Below are 18,535 nucleotides of genomic sequence, written 5' to 3'. Positions count from 1 at the left end.
GAGACAGAAACAATGAAAAGATATATCAGACAATCGTGGCAAATCATCCGCCAGAATCCGGTGCTCAGCAGTATCGGTATTTTAGGTACGGCCTTTGCCATTTGTATGGTCATGGTGCTGGTACAGCAAGAGTATATGAAGGTGGGATCTTTCTCTCCCGAAACCAATCGTTCGCGTTGGCTGGTGACTCGAGGCTCGACCCTGACAATGAAAGACACGATGAGGAATACGACCATCAATATGCCCGTAGGCGACGTACAAGTGTGGGAAATATTCCGTAAGCTCAAAACTCCCGAAGCGGTGACTACTTTTATTGAGTATTACGAGTCGGAAGCTGGCATCCAGACCTTATTCTCTGTACGCGGGAACGAGTCGGAAGTACCCATTGTGGCACGATACACGGATGAGGCTTTTTGGCGAGTCTTTGACTTTTCTTTCGTAGCAGGCAAGCATTATACCGAGTCTGATGCCCGCTCCAATAGGCAGGTAGCAGTCATTACAGACCGCTTGGCACGGAAGTTTTTCGGCTCCGTAGACGAAGCTATCGATAAGCAAGCCCTAATCAACGGGAGCAAATACACTGTTTGCGGTGTGGTGCGTCATGTGACGCCCTTCTGTAGTTTTGCATACGGAGATGTGTGGATGCCATTGAGCAGTCTGTATGAAGCAAATAGTCGAGACCGTCTTTTCAATGATTATGCGGTCATCTGTCTGGCCAAAAGCCCGAAAGACTTCGATGCCATCAAGGAGGAGATACAAGCTCTGACGGCACAATGCAATGCGGTGCAAGAGACCTTCAGTATCAGTTTCCCGGGCCAACCGGCCAATCAGTTTGCGACGATGCACAGCAAATATCGGAACGACGACACTGTTCCGGAATATCGTCGTCGATTTATTCTCCTGATCATCCTGTTTCTGTGCATCCCTGCCATCAATCTATCCGGTATGACGCTGAGCCGTATGCGTCGTCGATTGGCAGAACTGGGTGTGCGGCGTTCTTTCGGAGCTGTTCGGTCCGATATTATCCGTCAGGTAATAGCAGAGAATATGCTGCTCAGCCTGCTGGGTGGAGTGTTGGGCTTGGGCTTGAGCTATTTGGTCATGGCCGTCTTTCCCTCATGGCTTCTACCTGCCGGATCGTGGAATATGATCCAAGGTGATATTAATGGAGCTATGTTCAATCCCATCATTTTCCTCATCGCTCTTTTCTTCTGTGTGCTGATCAATCTGCTCAGTGCCTTTGTCCCCGCTTGGCGTATATCCAAGACTCCCATTGTAGAATCTTTGTCACACTAACCCCTTCATATCAATATTATCATGCTACACCATATTATTAAGATTATCCGAGCAGAGCGCCGTGCCAACCTCTGGATATGGCTCGAGATGCTTGCCGTATGTGGCTTGCTCTGGTTTGTCACAGACTATGCCTTGACCGCCCTGCGTGCTTGGTCGCGTCCGTTGAACTATGACATCGAACATGTGTACCGCCTGATGGTAGGAACTGTCCGAGCCGATAGCGAAGGAGGCCAAAAGGATATGTCCGAAGACAAAGGAAAGACCATGATGCAAACCCTTGATTTGGTAGCGGCATATCCGGGAGTGGAAGCGGCTTCTATCCAACAATGGGGAGGGCATTACTCTTCTTCTTCCAGCATGAATAGTCTCAAGCTGGACACTGTAACTCTTTCGTCAGTGGAGATTCGAATGGTCTCGCCTGATTATTTTCGTGTATTTCGTGTCTATGGGGCCGATGGTTCTTCTCCGGAGAAGATGGCCGAACAGTTCTCTAAACTTCGCATGAACGACATCCAACGCGATTATTATCTCTCGCGCAATGCACTTGACCATGTGGAACAAGCTAATGGAGAAGGGCGGGAAAGCGACCGTCGCTATCTTGGCATGTCGGATAGCATCAGTTACAGTATGCTGTATTTCCTTGATGATGTGCAGGTCGAAAAGAAGATCAGATATAATCAGACATTCAAAGGTGTCTTGCCGAATCAACCCCGAAGCGAGGCGGAAAAATCGGAATATATCTGCCTGATGCCGATAACAGAGGAGTACATCGGACAGAATGAGCACGTGTCCTACTCCATCTATCTGCGTATCTCTCCCGAAGCAGATACGCCGGATTTCAAGGAGAAGTTTATGAAAAGGATGAAAGCCGTGACCCAGGATGGCACTTTTCCTATCATGAGTATCGGTGCAGTTAGCGAAGATCGTGCCATCGTATTGGCTGACCCTATCCGACAGATCAATAACCATCTGGCGATCGGTTTCTTCCTCCTGCTCAATATATTCCTCGGCATTGTCGGCACCTTCTGGGTGCGCACGGAGCAGCGACGCGCCGAAGTGGGCATCCGCCGCGTAGTGGGATCGACGAATAAGAGTGTGCTCTCGCTTATGTTCGGTGAAGGATTGGTGTTGATGACCTTGGCCTTCTTGCCGGCGGCCATAGCGGCATGGTATGTCATGTTCCATACCGATCTCTGCGACATCACGGTCTTTCCTGTCGGATGGGGACGGCTTTTGATCGGATTGATTTGTACTTATTTGCAGATGCTCTTGATGGTTTTGCTCGGTACTTCCATTCCCGTTACACGAGCATTGCGCGTCCCACCCACCGAAGCCATCCGCAGCGAGTAAGGCAGTCCTTGCATCGCGCTGCGGTAGCACTTTCAGCAGGTCGTACCTTGGGTCGGTGCATGGCTCCCTTTTTGTTATCTTTGCAGACGGATCGGCAGCGCAGCAGTGCGTTAATGGTTGAAAGTCAATGCGCAGCGGCCGATCAAGAACCCAAGTAATACACAGTAAATAGAAGCAATGATGAATACGAGACTCATGAACAAGAATGTCGGGAACGGTGGAAATTCTCTCCTTTCCTTTTCGAGATATGGAAGCGTCAGAGCCATGTGGCCCGATCGATGAATAACTTTTCACTCTCCGATGATGAATAGGATGCGATAAAGTCCTCTCGCAAATCATCGCAAAAAGCATCAAGCACCCGTTGAGTTCGGTCGCGAACTCAACGGGTGCTTCTTTTTTATCGTGCAGAAATACGCCTTTTGGTGCCTGCAATAAATAGCTTTTTGAGATGTAAACTTTATAATTATCATTTCCAATAATGTAAAGTTTACATGGTGATCTTTATAAAGATTGAAACCGGTAATTATAAAGATTACATCTTAGAAGTCTAAATATCATCATCGGAGTTGGAAAAGTCGATTTTTATCCTCGTTTTGCTCACCGACTGACCTCCCCGACAGCAGCTTATTTAGAATGAATCTAAACGGCTCTTCGGTGTTGAAAACTTTTTTGGCTCCGAAAAATCAGAGAAAGGAGTGACAGAATTAATAGGAGATTTTCATGCTTGACATATCATGGGTAGTCAATTTGCATCAGAACCCCAAGCCCTTCTTTCAATACTTTTCCTAAATGTTGCCTTTATGATACGCAAGGGGGGCAGTGGATCTCCGGACGTGGAGCCTAAGAACTATCTGCACAGGGCTTTTTCTATTAAAAAAGGAAGATAGAGAGAGGAAGGACAAGTGGATCGGCATCTTGTGCATAGTGGATACCCTGTTTTGCATTCATGGACTTCGATAAGATGGAAAAGGCTTTCAAAGTCATTATCTTTGCCACACTATGCAGACAGAATTGTTCCGGCTGTCGCCGGATTCCGATAAACTCATTCTTTTTTTCAACGGTTGGGCTATGACCCGCGAAGCTGTGGAGCATCTTGCCATCCCTGCCGGATACGACTTGCTCCATGTGTGGGATTACCGCACGGACGAACAGGACTTCGATTGGTCTTCTTATCGAGAAATACGTCTATTAGCTTGGTCTATGGGGGTATGGGCTGCAGAGCGTTTGGCGATGCAGGGCCTTCTGCCCGAGACGGCATCGGCAGTAGCGGTCTGTGGCACAGGCTATCCGATGGACGACGAGATGGGCATACCGATGGAGATCTTTCGTGGCACCTTGGACGGCCTCACGGAAGAGAATCGGCTCCGCTTCAATAGACGTATGTGCGGTGGCAAGTCCTTGAAACATTTATTCGATGCGCTGGCGGCACGAGAGACAAGCGAAATAAAAGCTGAGCTGGGGCGCGTCTATGAAGAAGAGAGCAGGCGACTCGGCAGCGACAATCCTCATCCCCAGAGTCCTCTTCAATGGGATAAGGTACTGATAGGAGAGAAAGATCGGATCATTCCGGCCAAGAATCAAGAGCGTTTTTGGAATATGCGAGGCTGCCCGCAGATCGAAATGGTAGTGGGAGGGGATCACTATCTGTTCAACCGTTTCAGCACGTGGGAGTCACTTTGGACTTGAGAGATGTCGACAAGGAGCGCGTCATCCGCCGCTTTACTTCTGCCTTGCCCCATTATGAGGACAATGCCGTCGCTCAGCACCATATAGGGGAGCGACTCATCGCCATGCTTACTGCCCGCGGTCGCAGGCAGTACAATCATGTATTGGAGTATGGTTGCGGTACGGGCAGCTTCACACGTCGTCTGGCGCAGGCTCTTGAAGTGGAGCGATGGACGCTCAATGATCTCTGTCCCGACTGTGAGAAGTACGTCAGCGTGCATCCTGCTTCCTTTCATGCAGGACCGGCGGAGAGTATGTCGCATGACGATACTTACGATCTCATTGCTTCGGCTTCGGCTTTCCAATGGTTTGCCGATCCGCGAGGAGTCATTCGACAGGCCGCCCGCCTCCTTCGTCGGAACGGTGTTTTCCTCTTTAATACTTTCTCCTCCGACAATCTGCCCGAGATACGTACACTCACGGACAGAGGTCTGCAATATCCTACAGCAGCACAACTCGAAGAGTGGCTCGGCGAGTCATTCTCCGCAGTAGAAGTGGAGGAGGAAACAATAGTGCTTGATTTCGATTCGCCTCGCGAGGTCTTACTGCATCTAAAACGAACTGGGGTTACAGCTACGCCGGAGAATGGCGATGTGTGGACGCCACGCCGATTCGACTCCTTCGACAAGGCTTACCGCGAGCGTTATTCTACGCCTTCGGGACAGGTTACGCTTACGTACGCACCGCTCTACTTCCTCGCAGAGCGGAACGACGAATAGCTGCTAAGGCTATTTGCTTTTATTTAATCCAAACGCCTGTTTGGTTATACTCTGCTATTTTCCGTTTAATGTATCGTACCGCTTCTTCAATGAGGGTATCTTCTCCGTTGGCCAAATCTTCATCGCTTAGCGATACGTAGTAATGCGGATCAATTCCGAACTCGACATCTACATCTGAGGCATCTGTCATTCGGCCTGCCGAATAGCGCACCCCCCATCCGCAAGGAATCTCCGAAGAGGTGGGAAGTCCTGCGCCGCCTCCGGTCTTATCCCCCAACAAGGTGACAAATGGAAGAGGCTTCATCTTGAAGGCAAAGTCATTGGCCGAGCTGAATACCTCCCTGTTGGTCAGCAATACGACGGGACGCATCCATACGACACCGGTAGTAAGCGTATCCAAGTAGATCGGGAGTGGATTGGAGAAAGCATCGTGTGCAGGTCCTGTTTTATGTCGGATGTAGCCTGTGAGTATCCTTTCTTTTGTGAAGTGACGAGCAAACTCGTCGGCATAGGTCAGTTGTCCGCCACCATTTCCGCGGATGTCGATGATAAGCGCTTTGCACTCGGTCAGGCGCGACAGCATACCACTTATATTGCTGTTCGAAATCGGCTTGTTGAAACTATCATATACGATGTAGCCGATACTGTCCTGTGCGTGGTCGTTGTAGGTGAGACGACGATACTTCAGCCCGCCTGCTATGCGATAGTCCTTACCTAAATACGCTCTCTGTAGGTCCAAACTTATATTGGGCGGATAATCCTCATACCACTTCCAGTAGTGTCCGTAGTCGAATGAAGTGCTCAGATTCACGTGTCCGTCTTTCAGTTCGGAAAGAAGCTGTGTCATCACCAGAAAAAGCGAATCCCGACTCATCGTGGGAGTCAGATCGCGTCGATGCTTCTCGTACATATCCCGCCAGGAAGAGTCTTGCGGAAGTTTGAGGTCGAAGAAGCAATAGCCCCGATCCATGATCTCCCACAGTGCATCGTAGTTTTCATACGGGTCGAAGGTGAAATCCTCCTCCGTAGAGCAGGAACAGCATGAAATGACTGCAATAAGAACGGCAAGTAGTTTCTTCATCTTGTATCTGCTAATCGTGGTAATAAAGACTGGTCTTACGTCCCGTACGCATGGCTTTGTGCCCGCGGAAGCGATAAAGCTCTGTGACGAAACCGACCAAAACCGTATGATTATTGATGCGAGTGTCCAGACTGTTGAGTGTGGATCCCAAATGTGAGTATCGATAGCCTACACGGATGGTGCAGAAGTTGCGTACGGGGAAGTCAGCACTCAGCAGGGTCGTGAAGCGTGTGAGCTTACCCGGATGTGTCAGATGGAGCGAGCCGGCAATGCCATTGCTCAGGATGAAATTCTCATAATAGCTCTCCCCGAATCCGTTGCCATAGGCGACACCCAAAAGATTGATCTGTGAGACCATTCGCAGATAGACTGGAAAAGAGTTTGATGGTATGGCATAACCCACGACTCCTTGAGCGATGATATTGCTGTAGAGCTTGAGCGTTGCCGGATTATTTCCGTTGCGTGTGCTGTAGATGCCCCCGACACCTAACTCCATCCCCCCACCGAAGGCAAAACGAAAGGGTTGCAGCCATGCAGCCTGCCTGTCGTCGCTCTTGGGTAGACGATAGAGCGCAGTAGCAGCACCATTGTACAAGAGCGAATAGAAATGGGCATTATTGGCGGGGTTGTCCATAACAGCTCCATCCAGTTCATGCGCCGTCCGGATCATCCAACGCGAATCCGGTGTACGGGTAGGGTAGGTCTTTTCTCCCAATAGATTGAGCGTCCAACCGCCATAACGAAGAGGAGACAGATAGGCATCGCGCGTGATGCTTCCGCCGGCACCGATCATATAGGCAGAATGGATCCGATACCCCAAGGAATCTGACTGTCCCCATGCGATAGTCCTTGCCAATAGCAGCGCAAGGAAGCCAATGATATATCGCTTATTGCTCCTCATCGCTGTCGAATTGCAATCGTTGGATGCCCAAGAGCTCGTCGCGGATCTCTTCATCGGAGGTCATGCTTTCAGGATCAACCTCATTCTCCTCCTTTGCTTCCACGGGTTCGGTCTCAGGTTCTTCTTCCCGTATGGGTGCCAATTCTTTCACACTCTCCACTCTGTAGGTCGTCAGGCGTTTCCCTTTGGCATGGATACCCTTGATGCCCACGAATTCATCTCCATCTATAACCAGTTCGGGGCGTGTGGCATCAATTCCGCCGAAAGCCAATGCAAAGCGGGGATAGCGCGTGTCGGATAGGAGCAACAGACTATTGCCTTCGCCCTCTCCTCCCAGCAGATTGTCCCTGCTGCCTCCTTCTATCCTGAAGCGTTTCAGATAGAGGTAACCGGCTTCTTTGTTGTGATAGATAGCCGTCCACACCTTATCAGAGCGGAACTTTTCTATCCGGATCATATTGGGGTCGAAGTGATTGTTCTCTGCAATGGAGGTCGTGTAGCAGTCCCCATTGTCCAGAACCACGAGGACGGAATCGCTCGCATGGAATTCTCCGAGATATTCGCCTTGCTCGTCATAGTTCAGTCGCATCACATCACGATCGAACCAAACCTTTCTGCCGCCCAGCGTAGAGGCTCCTTGCTGCTTGAACAAGATTTTATGTACCTCGGCTTTGGTGAGCAGATTGCCTTTGCTACTACGTCCTTTGATGGCCACATCGCTGAAGTCTTTCTCGAAAGAAAGTACGCGTTGCCGTGCTTTGGGCTTGAGGATGATGCGGACGGTCTCGGCCTCGCCGTTCTTATTGGCAGAGAAGTACATGACACGACTGCCGGCAGTTTCCTGTGTGAGGTTGTATTCCTTGTCACGAGTGACACCGGTGACGTTGAAGCGCTTGATGTAGAAAGGAGCCGATTTGCCGTCCCGATAGATGACGTTGTAGATGGTGCGTTTGTCATTGCGTTCGAAGCGGTCGATATAGATGACCTCACGATTGCCGATGAACTTCTTTTCTTCCACCTTGGTGATGAGGTAAGTGCCATCGCGGAAGAAGATGATGGCATCGTCAAGGTCCGAACAGTTGCAGACAAACTCGTCTCCTCTCAGCCCCATGCCGATGAAGCCTTCCTCCCGATTGATATAGAGCTTGGCATTGGCTTCGGCTACCTTTGTGGCTTCGATGGCTCCGAAACCGATGATCTGTGTCTTACGTGGGAAACGAGGGGCATAGTGCTCATGCAGGTACTCGAACCAGCGAATCGTATAAGCGGTGATCTCGCGGATGTTTTTCTCCAGTTCGGCTATGTCTTTCTCCAGTTGGAGCATCATGGCTTCGTGCTTGGGCAGATTGAAACGCAGGATGCGCGCCATGCGTATCTCCAGCAGCTTCTTCAGATCGTCGTAAGTGACAGGGCGAATGAAACGATGGGCAAAAGGCACGAGTCGCGTCTCCACGTGTCGCAGTGCTTCTTGTTCGCTCTCTGCCTCTTCGAAGGGTTGATCCTTGTATATTCGCTCCTCGATAAAGATCCGTTCCAACGAAGCTCCGAGATATTGCTCCCGCTTCTCTTCCAGACGGATAATCAGTTCTTCCTTCAGCAAGTCGCGAGTGCGCTCGGTACTATAACGTAGTAGGTCGCTCACTCCGAGGAAGACGGGTTTGTCCTCCATGATTACGCAAGCATTAGGCGACTGGCTCACCTCGCAATCCGTGAAAGCGTAGAGCGCATCTATCGTCTTGTCCGAGGACACGCCTGCTGCCAAGTGTATGCGTATGTCGGCCTCGGCAGCCGTCATGTCATCTATGCGCTTGATCTTGATCTTCCCTTTCTCATTGGCTTTGAGAATAGACTCGATAAGTGCCGATGTCGTCTTGCCACAGGGCAATTCCGTGATGCTGAGCGTGCGGTTGTCTATCTTTTTTATTTTGGCTCGACTCTTGATCTGTCCGCCTCGTTGCCCGTCGTGGTAGCGGCTGGCATCCATCAGACCACCTGTGGGGAAGTCGGGATAGAGGGTGAAGGGTTGTCCGTTCAGATGAGCGATGCAGGCTGCGAGCAGTTCGCCGAGGTTGTGCGGTAGTATTTTGGAGTTGAGCCCCACGGCTATACCTTCCGTTCCTTGTGCGAGCAGGAGCGGAAACTTCACGGGCAGGGCTACAGGCTCGTCCTCACTACCGTCGTAGGAACGTTTCCAGCGGGTAATCTTATCATTGAATAGCGTCTCCTGTGCCAATGCCGACAGTTTCCCCTCGATATAACGACCTGCAGCCGCTTCGTCGCCCGTGAGGATATTACCCCAGTTCCCTTGTGTGTCGATGAGATAACCCTTTTGCCCCAACTGCACCAATGCATCATTGATGGAGGCATCGCCGTGCGGGTGTAGCGCCATGGTTTGGCCGGTTACCTTCGCGACCTTGTTCATACGGCCGTTGTCGAACCAGTGATGTAGCGTATATAGTATGCGGCGCTGTACCGGTTTGAGGCCGTCTTCGATATGAGGTACGGCTCTTTCGAGGATCACGTACGAGGCATAGTCGAGATACCAATTGCGATACATGCCACCGAGGTGGTGTGTCACCATGGCGGGATGATCGGCCGGCAAACGGCTATCGGTCTCGGGTTGGTCAGAAGCTTCTATTTCGTTCTGTTCGTTATCGTAAATTTCTGTCATAATCGGGAAGAGAAAGAGCTATGTATTCATTGATGAGAGTAGGGGGCAGATATTACTGATGCGCCTCAGCCCTGCGTAGGTTGCGTGGCGAACATTTGCGCACGTTTTCGAGCAATTGTCCTGTCGGACAGAAGAAGCGACACCAGGGATGGTTCACGAATATCGACGCGAGCAACATCAAGCCGGCAAGCACGAGTACCCAGATCGTTGCCGAGCGGAAAATAAAGGCTGTGAACGGCTCCCATTGCGACAAGTCACCTACAAAACCGAGCAGTAGGAGTACAACTATGAGTACGAGGAGATAGGGGCGGATCAAGGTAAGCGCCTTGTACCATCGCTGCGGGATGCGGAGCTTGCGTTTCGTTATCTTCCCCATCAGCTCTTGAGCTGCACCGAAGGGGCACACCCATGTACAGTAGAAAGGCTTATTAGTGATAAGCGGCAGGATCACTGCCAAGACAAACAATCCGATGAGCAGCCATTGTATCGTAATGGGGAATCCGGTCGCTAACCAATGGTAGGTACCCTCGATCGAGAGGAAAGAACCTTGGAGGAAACCCAGAAAGACAATGCTCAGTGCCAAGAGATATAGGCGATAGGGGCGGGCTTTGGAAGGGAAGAAGTAGCAGAGAAGAGCCAATCCAATCACCCCGATACTGCCACCGGTACGCACCAGTCCCCATATGTCGGCTTTCTGGTTTTTCTTCTGCCCCAGATAGATTTCCAGTCGCTTCTGCACACAGAGGATAACGGCTTCGGATGTATAAGTTGCACCCGAAACTCCATCCACTTCTAACGTCAGAGCCTCCTCGGCAGTGAGTCCGTTCCAGCTGTCATATAGTCCGGCACGCTCTACTCTCCGGGCAAAGCTGGGTGTCTCATCATTGGGTAGCAGCATGGTGCCGATGATGCGATCCTCTGTGTCGAACGCAATAGCCACAGGCGTGGAGCCGTTGTAACCCTCCACGTCATCGGTATAGGGCGAGGTGTATAGCAGATAGCCCAACATCTTCCCTGCCTCGTCTACTACGATGGTACGGACGGTGTCTTCTTCCATAATGTCTGCCACAGCGGGGAAGAAGTGTGTGATCTCCTCGGAGAATACGTAGGTGACGGAGTCGGCCGTATTGGTGCTTGATTGCGCTGCCGATTTATTTGCTCGGGCCATACCGGTGACGAGAATAATGCCGCCGACAAGCAGAATTAGATTGAGCAGGTAACGGAATGTGCGGGAAGACAACATATTGCGTTATGATAATTGATGAGACTAATACTTGTGTCTTTGGGACTACGTGCAAATATAATGATTTCATCCTGCCTCTTGGACGATCTTCCTTGTTTTCTGAATTTTTGCTCCTCGTTATTAACAGAGAATAGATTATCCTCAAAGGTGAAACAATTCTGTGGAGCAAGTTTGATCGGGAGATACTTTGTTTGCAGACTTTTTAATAGTATCAATCAGCCATATATTATCAAAATATATGCGATAATGGCAAGAAGCAACCAGAGGAAAGGAGATATAGCTACGATAAATGTGCGCCACAGCGTCTGCCAAAAACCATAGCCATATAGCTGATAGTAAGTGTAAAAGAGGAGAAAGAAAACCAGCCATTCCGGAAATAAATAGATGCTGCCGATCACATAGCTCAGCGTAAATAACATCCACAGAATAGAAACCCACTGGAACAGACAGCCGATAAAGACTTGGATGAAGAAGTTTTCGGGCAGTGTGGTTCTGCGATGGCGTGGAGCATTGCGGAAGAAGAGTTGCATGGCAGGAATGAATAGGATTTGGAATATCAGTTGTGCCCAGGCATTGTTGCGTTCAGCCCATTGACGCATGTTTTCAAAATGGTTCCAGATTACTTCTCCGCCATTTTCTACCGACAATATGGAGGTTGGAGCAATTTGGATAGGAAGAATCATTCTCAGCCCGATGCCCAGCAAACAGATCAGAAAAAGCATTTGGATCGGAGGGAACGAACTCTTTCGTTTGCCTTCAAGATAGTCGCTGATGAGATAGCCCGGTCGCCAGAGCAGCATCAGGAGTGTATGCGGGAGTGTGCGGCCGGACATACCCCATATAGAGAGAATGTTTTGCCCCACACTGCGCCACGTGATCCTTTGCACATTGCTTTCTTGTCCGCAGCATGGACAGAAATTTCCTTCGTATTCCCAATTACAGTTGAGGCACTGATGCTGTTCCTTTTTCATGACGTAGGAGACAGGAGTAGCACGTTGTTTGCGTGCTACTTTTGCCAATAATCTACGAGTATGGATGAGTGCTTTTCTCATGCAGTATGTTGACTCCACGATGTCTTTATTGCAGGATTTCCATATTCAAGATGATGACGTCTTTTAGGGGGCGATTGCGTTCGTCCGTGTGTTGGCGTTCGATCTTGGTGAGGGTTTTCCAGCCATCCACGAGTTGTCCAAAGACTGTGTAGTCGCCATCCAAGTGGGGCGTTCCGCCTTCGTGCATATAGGCCTGTTTTTGCGCTTCGGTGAAGACCTTTTTTGTCTCTTTCGAGAGGTTTTCGAGGTCAAAATCGGTGAAGAATCTGCCCGTTACGATATAGAATTGGACCGTGGAAGAGCGACGCTCGGGATTCACATCGTCGCCCGTGCGAGCAGCGCAGAGCGCTCCACGCCTGTGAAAGTGGGTCTCGGGCATAATCTCAGCAGGGAGCGTCAGCTTGGTCGTGTCATTATTGAGATCTGCAAGCGGTTTTGCGCCTCGGCTGAGCGGGTTGCCTCCTTGTACCATAAACTGACTGATGACGCGATGGAAGAGGACTCCCCGATAAGTACCGCTCTTGACCAAGAAAATGAAGTTGTCACGGTGGATAGGAGTCTCGTTGTATAGTTCAAAGGTCATTTTGCCATGCGAGGTCTCCATGAGTACGCGGGTTCGCTTTTCGGTAGTCTGCGCTGTCGCCCCTATGGTGAGGAGCAGAGCGATGAGAGGTAATAGTATTCGTTTCATCGGATGAGTGTTGAATATTTGTTTGGGTAAATTGTTCTTGAAAGAAAAGGAGGTGTCAGATGTCACTAAGTTCCAACCAACGCATTCCGAGGGTATCTATTTCTTCTATGAGGGCTGTCATCTTTTCTCCGGCAGCGATCAGCTCAGTATTGGAGAGAGTGCCGCTACTCATGAGCTGTTCCAGTTCGGCCTTGTGGGCTTCCAGTTCGGGCAGGCGGATTTCTATCTCTTCCAGTTCTCGAGTTTCTTTGAAGGAGAGTCGGCGGGGCTTGGTATCGGGCGAAGTTCTTGTTTTTTCCTTCTCCACTGTGGCGTTGCGAGTACGGGGCGCAGCGTTCTCGGTTTTGGCGGCTTCTTCGGCCAGGTGTGACTCACGATAATCCGAATAAGTACCCGGAAAGTCCCGCACGATGCCGTCTCCTTCGAACGTGAAGAGGTGGCTCACAACCTTATCCATGAAAAAACGATCGTGTGAAACGAGGAGCACACAACCGCGAAACTCGCTCAGGTATTCTTCGAGCACGTTCAGCGTGAGGATGTCCAAGTCGTTTGTCGGTTCGTCGAGGATTAGGAAATTCGGAGCCTGCATGAGGACCGTGCAGAGGTAGAGTCGGCACCGTTCGCCCCCGCTGAGCTTGGAGACGGGTGTATGCTGTTTGTTTGGCGGGAAGAGAAAACGAGTGAGCAGAGCCGATGCAGAGAGAGGAGGTTCTCCGGAATCGTAACGGATGACTTCGGCTATGTCCTGTACCACTTCGATGACGCGTTTTTCCTCTGCCACTTGCAGCCCTTTTTGGCTGTAATAGCCGAAACGAACAGTCTCGCCTATATCGAAGGTTCCGGCATCCGGCGCTTCTTCGCCGAGCAACAATCGGAGAAATGTCGTCTTGCCCACACCGTTGGGGCCCACGATCCCAACTTTGTCGTAGCGGGAGAAGGTGTAGCTGAAGTTGCGCAAGATCTCTTTCTTACCGAATGCCTTGCTTACGCCGTGGGCCTCGAATATCTTGTTGCCGATATAGCGTTGCGCTCCTGCAATGTCGAGTTTGGTGTCCCGGCTGCGTGGCTGAGCCTTCTCTACCAATTCGTGATAGGCGCGGATGCGTCCTTTTGCCTTGGTGCCGCGTGCTTGGGGGCGGCGGTGCATCCATTCAGCTTCGCGACGTAGGATATTGGCTGTGCGGTCGGCTTCACGGGTAGCGGCATCCGTTCGTTCGGCACGTTTGGCCAGGAAGTATTCGTAGTTGCCCTTATAGGCATATAGCTGACCATCTTCGAGCTCGAGAATGCGATTGCACACGCGGTCGAGGAAGTAGCGGTCGTGTGTGACAAGTAGTAGGGCGATATTCTGTCGTTGCAGATAGTTTTCCAACCACTCGATGACGTCTAAGTCCAAATGGTTGGTCGGTTCATCCAAGAAGAGCAGTTGGGGGCTTGCCATGAGGGCGGTAGCCAATGCGATGCGCTTGAGTTCGCCCCCGCTCAGATTGTCCACCGTCCTGGTGAGGTCGGTCAGATGCAACTGCGTGAGGATCTCTCTCGCCCGTTGCTCGTGTTCCCATGCGGCTTGCGCATCCATTTCGGGAAGTAAGCGCGCCAGCTCGGCATCATCGGCCCGCTCCGTGGCGTCGTGCCAGCGGGCGATCAAGTCGGTAAGCGCATCCCCTGTACCGAAGCATGCACGCAGCACCGTCGAGCCGGCTTCCATGCGTGGTGTCTGTGGCAGGTAAGCCACGCGGATGCCGTTTTCCATTACCACCGCACCCGCGTCCGGCGTATCGGTTCCCGTGAGGATGTTCATGAGCGTGGTCTTGCCTTCGCCGTTACGAGCGATGAGTCCTACTTTGTCCCCTCGTTCGATGGAGAAGGAAAGATCCTCGAAGAGGACGAGATCGCCGAAGCGCTTAGAGATATTTTGTGCTTGGAACATGCCGTCGTGGGGATCAGAAGTTTTTGTTCTTGATGGGGAGATATTTCTTGTAGGTGTCGAGTACGTTGCGCACATATCTCACCGTCTCTGTGCCACGCAGATAGCCGTGCTTGCACACGGGATCGTTATAGTACTGAGGTTCTTTCTTGAGTTTGACGTACGTCTCCACGTTGTTCTCCCACACGTTGGGGTTCTTGCCGTGCTTGGCAGCCAGTCTGCGGGCATCGGCTATGTGTCCGGGCCCGGCATTGTAGGCTGCAAGAGTGAAGCACAGTCTCTCCTCTTCGTCCGCTATGTCCGGAAATTCGGCACGGAACGCTTTCAGACAGAAGATGGCCACGCGTATCGAGACTTCCGGATCCATCAACTGATCGACCGTGGCACCGTGGCGCTGCCCCGTGCGAGGCATAATCCCCATGAGTCCACGTGCACCGGACCATGCCGAGGCCCCGTGGTTGAAGCGCGATTCGTGATAGGCAATGGCTGCGAGCAACTGCCATGGATATCCGAAGCTGTGATGTTTGCTGAGGATGGAAAAAGCCAAATCATACTTCGAAATGCGGCCGGGGGGCATATCAATCCGAGGCCGTTGTGGGCCTGTGAGGTCATCCAGTTCGTCTTTGCCCATCTCGAAATAGCGCCTCCATATTTTCTTGTATGCGAGGTTATGTGAGGCTGCCTCGGCCCATTTGTCCACCCATTTGGCGAGACATTCATTGTCCTTGCGCACGACCCAACGCAGTCGTTGGCCGAAGCCTACGTTTACGCTGATGTCGATATTGTGGTAGTAGGTTCGAGCTATACGGGCTATCTGCTCGTCCGCAAAAGTGTAGTCTATCGAGTGATCTACCACTTTCCCGATCAGATCCTCCGCGCTCAATGCCTCGTCCGAGATAATGACCGAATCAATGCCTCCGCCCACCTCTTTCGATAGGTGCTGCAACCGATCCGCAAAGCGGCTGCGTGCCATGACAGTGACTTTCTTGCCGATCAGATCCGTGACGCTCTTCACTTGCAGTCCCTTGTCGTTTCGCTGTACGAGTACCTGTCCCGATATCTCTTCGGGACCGCAGAAGAGATAGTGCTTCTGTGCCGATACGGTGACGGCTTGCGGGGTGATCACCAGATCCACCAATGCCGAGTCCAACATTTGGAAAAGAGCTGCCGTATTGGGCGCGACCACCACTTTCATTGCTTTGCCCAAGGTTTTGGCCAGCAGCTTGGCTAGTTCGTATTCGTAGCCAAGTTGCTCATCTTTGTAGATGAAGTATGATGTGGAAGACGATACCGTTGCCACACGCAGCGAATCCTTGTTTATAAGGGCTGAGACAACCGACGAATCGCAAGGGATAGGAGCCCTGGCTTTGGACTTATAGGGGCTATGATAGCACCCAGTCGCGAGTAGCAACATCAATGTAGCCAATGCGAAAAGAAGTCCTCGTGCCGGTGAACGCTGAGGTAACGATATGATAAAGCGCATATCATCAGAGAGTTTCGTTATATGACACAAATATAACACTTTCGCATCATAAGCCCCTCTGCCGGGATGTCTCTTCTCTTTGATATCTGGAATACACAACAATCGAGTAAAGATGAACCTACGTGTTCGTCGAATGCTGTGTCTTTGTTGCAAAAAGAGGGTTTAAGAATGCTATTGCTCCTGTTCGTTACTTATTATCCATTTATCCATGGCACTCTTCCATTCAATGTGATTAGGATAAATACTGATGCACTTAAACTCTCTCATGTTGCAATACTCATTCTTTTCTGTGTATTTCCGAATCCAGCCAAACCATTTTAATAGACGAGCATCTTTCTTATTTCCCAGGGCTTGGTTGTTTATAATCATTCGTCTTATGAATTCTTTTGCTTGTTTATTGTTTAGTCTTGTTGGGAATCCAATTTTCCCCGTGAAGTTATAGTAAGGTTCATAGAAGATATAGCCATCAAAAACATCTTTCCACTTTAAATCATTGTCGAAAGTGTAATCATACTTGTCTTCGCCGAATGGTGACGCGTCAAGATCAAAACCAACAGCGGTACAATTGGTTAGTTCGAAAGCAGCGTCAAATTTTCCATCAGCTGACAATCCATTAGATTTATTAGGGAGAATTTGCTTCTCCCAATTTAATGGTAACCACTTGTACCAATTCAGAGCTACCGTTTTGACCTTGTTGCCATACATGTCTTTTATGTGTCCTGCCTGTCTCTTTACGTTATTGCCTTTGCAATGAACGTGAAACTTCCCTGCATACTCTCGACTTGTTATGATCAGAGCCTTTTTATGATTGTTTCGGGGCTGTTGTTTAGAGTAAAAAGTTTGAAAATTATCTGCCATAATCTTCTCTCTTGTATTATACTCTCTGTTCATCTGAATTGTATAGAATTCTTTATATTTTTTCGGTGTGATGCTGTCATGCCAACTAAATTCCATATCGAGGAGCCCAATGTTGATCTGGTTTTCCCTTGATAACTCTTTATTTATTTGGAATAGTCCATATAGCAGTTGATAGCGATTATACTTATCCCAATAGGAAGGGGACCACATTTCGATCATTTGTAGTTCAACAAACCTTTTGTGGAAAGATTCCTTGTCGTGGCTGTTTTTTATTAGGTCGTTTGCTCTTTCAGTGGCATTTACAACGCCTACTTCTAAATATAGATTGCCTACTTTTTCTATAAATCTCTTGTCGGAAAGGATGTCTAAGATCAAATTGTATTGAGTAGTGTCACGGTGGTCTCTTTCTCCCAATACAATAATGTCTGCGTCTTCCCAAAGCTGAAAAATATATTCTTTCGGACTTTTTTGTTCTTTTAGGAATTCGACATAGGCATTTATGCGATTTTGACCAAATAAATAGTTCGAAGCAAAAATTGATAATACTAAAATGAAAGTCCTCATTTTGTTTTTTTTGTATAGTAATACCTGAATAACTACTCTTTAATTAGTCTCGTTGAAAGTTAGGCAATCTTGTATTCCATTTTGAGAATATGTCCCCATTTGCACTAAAAGCATAGCCTGCCTCATGCTTCATCTCCGTCTCGTTTCATCGGTACGAGGCCACATTCCGAACCGAAGAGTTCAAAACCTTTATTGACCCTATTGAGGCGAAGTGTGGTCTTGCCCTACTCCAGCTCACGCACGAAGCGTAGTCCCACTCCTGCATGTCGTTTATAGTTGTTGCGCATCTCCTTGACATACTGCGCTATGATTGTCCTCGCCACACACTTTATCAACGCTGTGTAATAGATTGTATGTACCTTTTCTGCGGTAAATATAAGGAATGCCAACCTATTATACCTCTTTTCAGGGATAAGATTTTTGTTTCGGGGTCGTTTTTCTCTCCGATGACAAAGATAGGAAGTCGTCGCGAGTGGAACGAAAAAGCGCATGGCATAATCCGCTGAAAAAACGTCGACAAGGAGCAGAAAAACGATTTTTCGACTCATCACCGATGAGCGACGAGCAGAAAAATCGTTTTTCTGCTCTTTGTTGATGCGTGACGGGTCTAAAAATGATTTTTTGACTCTTTGTCGACGAGCGATGAGTCGAAAAATCGTTTTTCTGCTCTTTGTCGATGAGCGATGAGCCGAAAAATCGTTTTTCTGCTCTTTGTCGATGAGCGACGAGCCAAAAAATGATTTTTTGACCTTTTGTTGAGCTTTGATACCTTGCCGAGCTTTGATTGACCTTATTGCAGAGGCCTGACAACCAAAACGGTCGTTTCGGGGTTCTTTGTACTGTGCGGAAGCCTGCCAGAAGGCTTTTTTGCCCGCCCGGACCTTGTGGATGATAAGGGTACCCGTAATAGTCCGCAGATAAGGGTCGTGGTACGGCATAAACTTCGTATGTTTGTTACAATATTATCCATTAAC

At 49.6% G+C, this 18,535-nt stretch carries 14 protein-coding genes; 4 read left to right on the top strand and 10 right to left on the bottom strand.

The window, feature by feature from the left end; all coding sequences use genetic code 11:
• The first annotated feature begins 12 nt into the window (after window positions 1-12).
• The 4 genes from C7382_RS05915 to bioC all read left to right on the top strand — a co-directional run bounded on the left by C7382_RS05915 (window position 13) and on the right by bioC (window position 5,090).
• Window positions 13-1,296 carry an ABC transporter permease gene (locus C7382_RS05915; protein WP_116679371.1) on the top strand — a complete coding sequence of 428 codons (1,284 nt, stop codon included), beginning with the start codon at window positions 13-15 and terminating at the stop codon, window positions 1,294-1,296.
• A 21-nt stretch (window positions 1,297-1,317) separates the two neighbouring features.
• Window positions 1,318-2,646 (top strand): ABC transporter permease, encoded by a 1,329-nt coding sequence (locus C7382_RS05910; RefSeq protein ID WP_116679370.1) that lies wholly within the window; start codon window positions 1,318-1,320, stop codon window positions 2,644-2,646.
• A gap of 999 nt (window positions 2,647-3,645) precedes the next feature.
• Entirely contained in the window at window positions 3,646-4,332 is a 687-nt protein-coding gene (locus C7382_RS05905; RefSeq protein ID WP_116679369.1) for a DUF452 family protein, read from the top strand.
• Complete coding sequence (gene bioC, locus C7382_RS05900; RefSeq protein WP_116679368.1) at window positions 4,311-5,090, top strand: malonyl-ACP O-methyltransferase BioC; 780 nt, start codon at window positions 4,311-4,313, stop codon at window positions 5,088-5,090. The genes C7382_RS05905 and bioC overlap by 22 nt, the downstream gene beginning before the upstream one ends.
• A 19-nt stretch (window positions 5,091-5,109) precedes the next feature.
• Here bioC and C7382_RS05895 read toward each other — a convergent pair whose 3' ends face one another.
• The 10 genes from C7382_RS05895 to C7382_RS10295 form a co-directional block, all read right to left on the bottom strand.
• Entirely contained in the window at window positions 5,110-6,171 is a 1,062-nt protein-coding gene (locus C7382_RS05895) for a S41 family peptidase (protein ID WP_116679367.1), read from the bottom strand.
• Between the two features lie 10 nt (window positions 6,172-6,181).
• On the bottom strand, window positions 6,182-7,072 hold the full coding sequence (locus C7382_RS05890; RefSeq protein WP_243405666.1) for a DUF3316 domain-containing protein: 891 nt from the start codon (window positions 7,070-7,072) through the stop codon (window positions 6,182-6,184).
• Complete coding sequence (locus tag C7382_RS05885) at window positions 7,059-9,743, bottom strand: DNA gyrase/topoisomerase IV subunit A (protein WP_116679365.1); 2,685 nt, start codon at window positions 9,741-9,743, stop codon at window positions 7,059-7,061. Before C7382_RS05885 ends, C7382_RS05890 begins: the two co-directional genes overlap by 14 nt.
• A gap of 52 nt (window positions 9,744-9,795) precedes the next feature.
• The gene (locus C7382_RS05880) at window positions 9,796-10,986 is read right to left on the bottom strand and encodes a 4Fe-4S binding protein (RefSeq protein WP_116679364.1); all 1,191 of its coding nucleotides are present in this window, start codon (window positions 10,984-10,986) and stop codon (window positions 9,796-9,798) included.
• 215 nt (window positions 10,987-11,201) lie between these two features.
• Window positions 11,202-12,038, bottom strand: coding sequence for a DUF3667 domain-containing protein (locus C7382_RS05875; protein ID WP_116679363.1), 837 nt, complete (start codon window positions 12,036-12,038; stop codon window positions 11,202-11,204).
• 25 nt (window positions 12,039-12,063) lie between these two features.
• On the bottom strand, window positions 12,064-12,729 hold the full coding sequence (locus C7382_RS05870; RefSeq protein ID WP_116679362.1) for a peptidylprolyl isomerase: 666 nt from the start codon (window positions 12,727-12,729) through the stop codon (window positions 12,064-12,066).
• Between the two features lie 55 nt (window positions 12,730-12,784).
• Window positions 12,785-14,659, bottom strand: coding sequence for an ABC-F family ATP-binding cassette domain-containing protein (locus C7382_RS05865; RefSeq protein ID WP_116679361.1), 1,875 nt, complete (start codon window positions 14,657-14,659; stop codon window positions 12,785-12,787).
• A 13-nt stretch (window positions 14,660-14,672) separates the two neighbouring features.
• On the bottom strand, window positions 14,673-16,139 hold the full coding sequence (locus C7382_RS05860) for an MltF family protein (protein WP_116679360.1): 1,467 nt from the start codon (window positions 16,137-16,139) through the stop codon (window positions 14,673-14,675).
• A gap of 171 nt (window positions 16,140-16,310) precedes the next feature.
• Complete coding sequence (locus C7382_RS05855; RefSeq protein WP_116679359.1) at window positions 16,311-17,561, bottom strand: hypothetical protein; 1,251 nt, start codon at window positions 17,559-17,561, stop codon at window positions 16,311-16,313.
• 224 nt (window positions 17,562-17,785) lie between these two features.
• Window positions 17,786-18,499, bottom strand: coding sequence for a helix-turn-helix domain-containing protein (locus C7382_RS10295; protein WP_243405665.1), 714 nt, complete (start codon window positions 18,497-18,499; stop codon window positions 17,786-17,788).
• Between the last annotated feature and the right edge of the window lie 36 nt (window positions 18,500-18,535).

The sequence above is a fragment of the Porphyromonas loveana genome (assembly GCF_003096695.1).
GTDB classification, from domain to species: domain Bacteria; phylum Bacteroidota; class Bacteroidia; order Bacteroidales; family Porphyromonadaceae; genus Porphyromonas; species Porphyromonas loveana.
The sequence above is the reverse complement of the archived record's forward strand: the minus strand, read 5'-3'. Positions and strand labels throughout refer to the sequence as shown.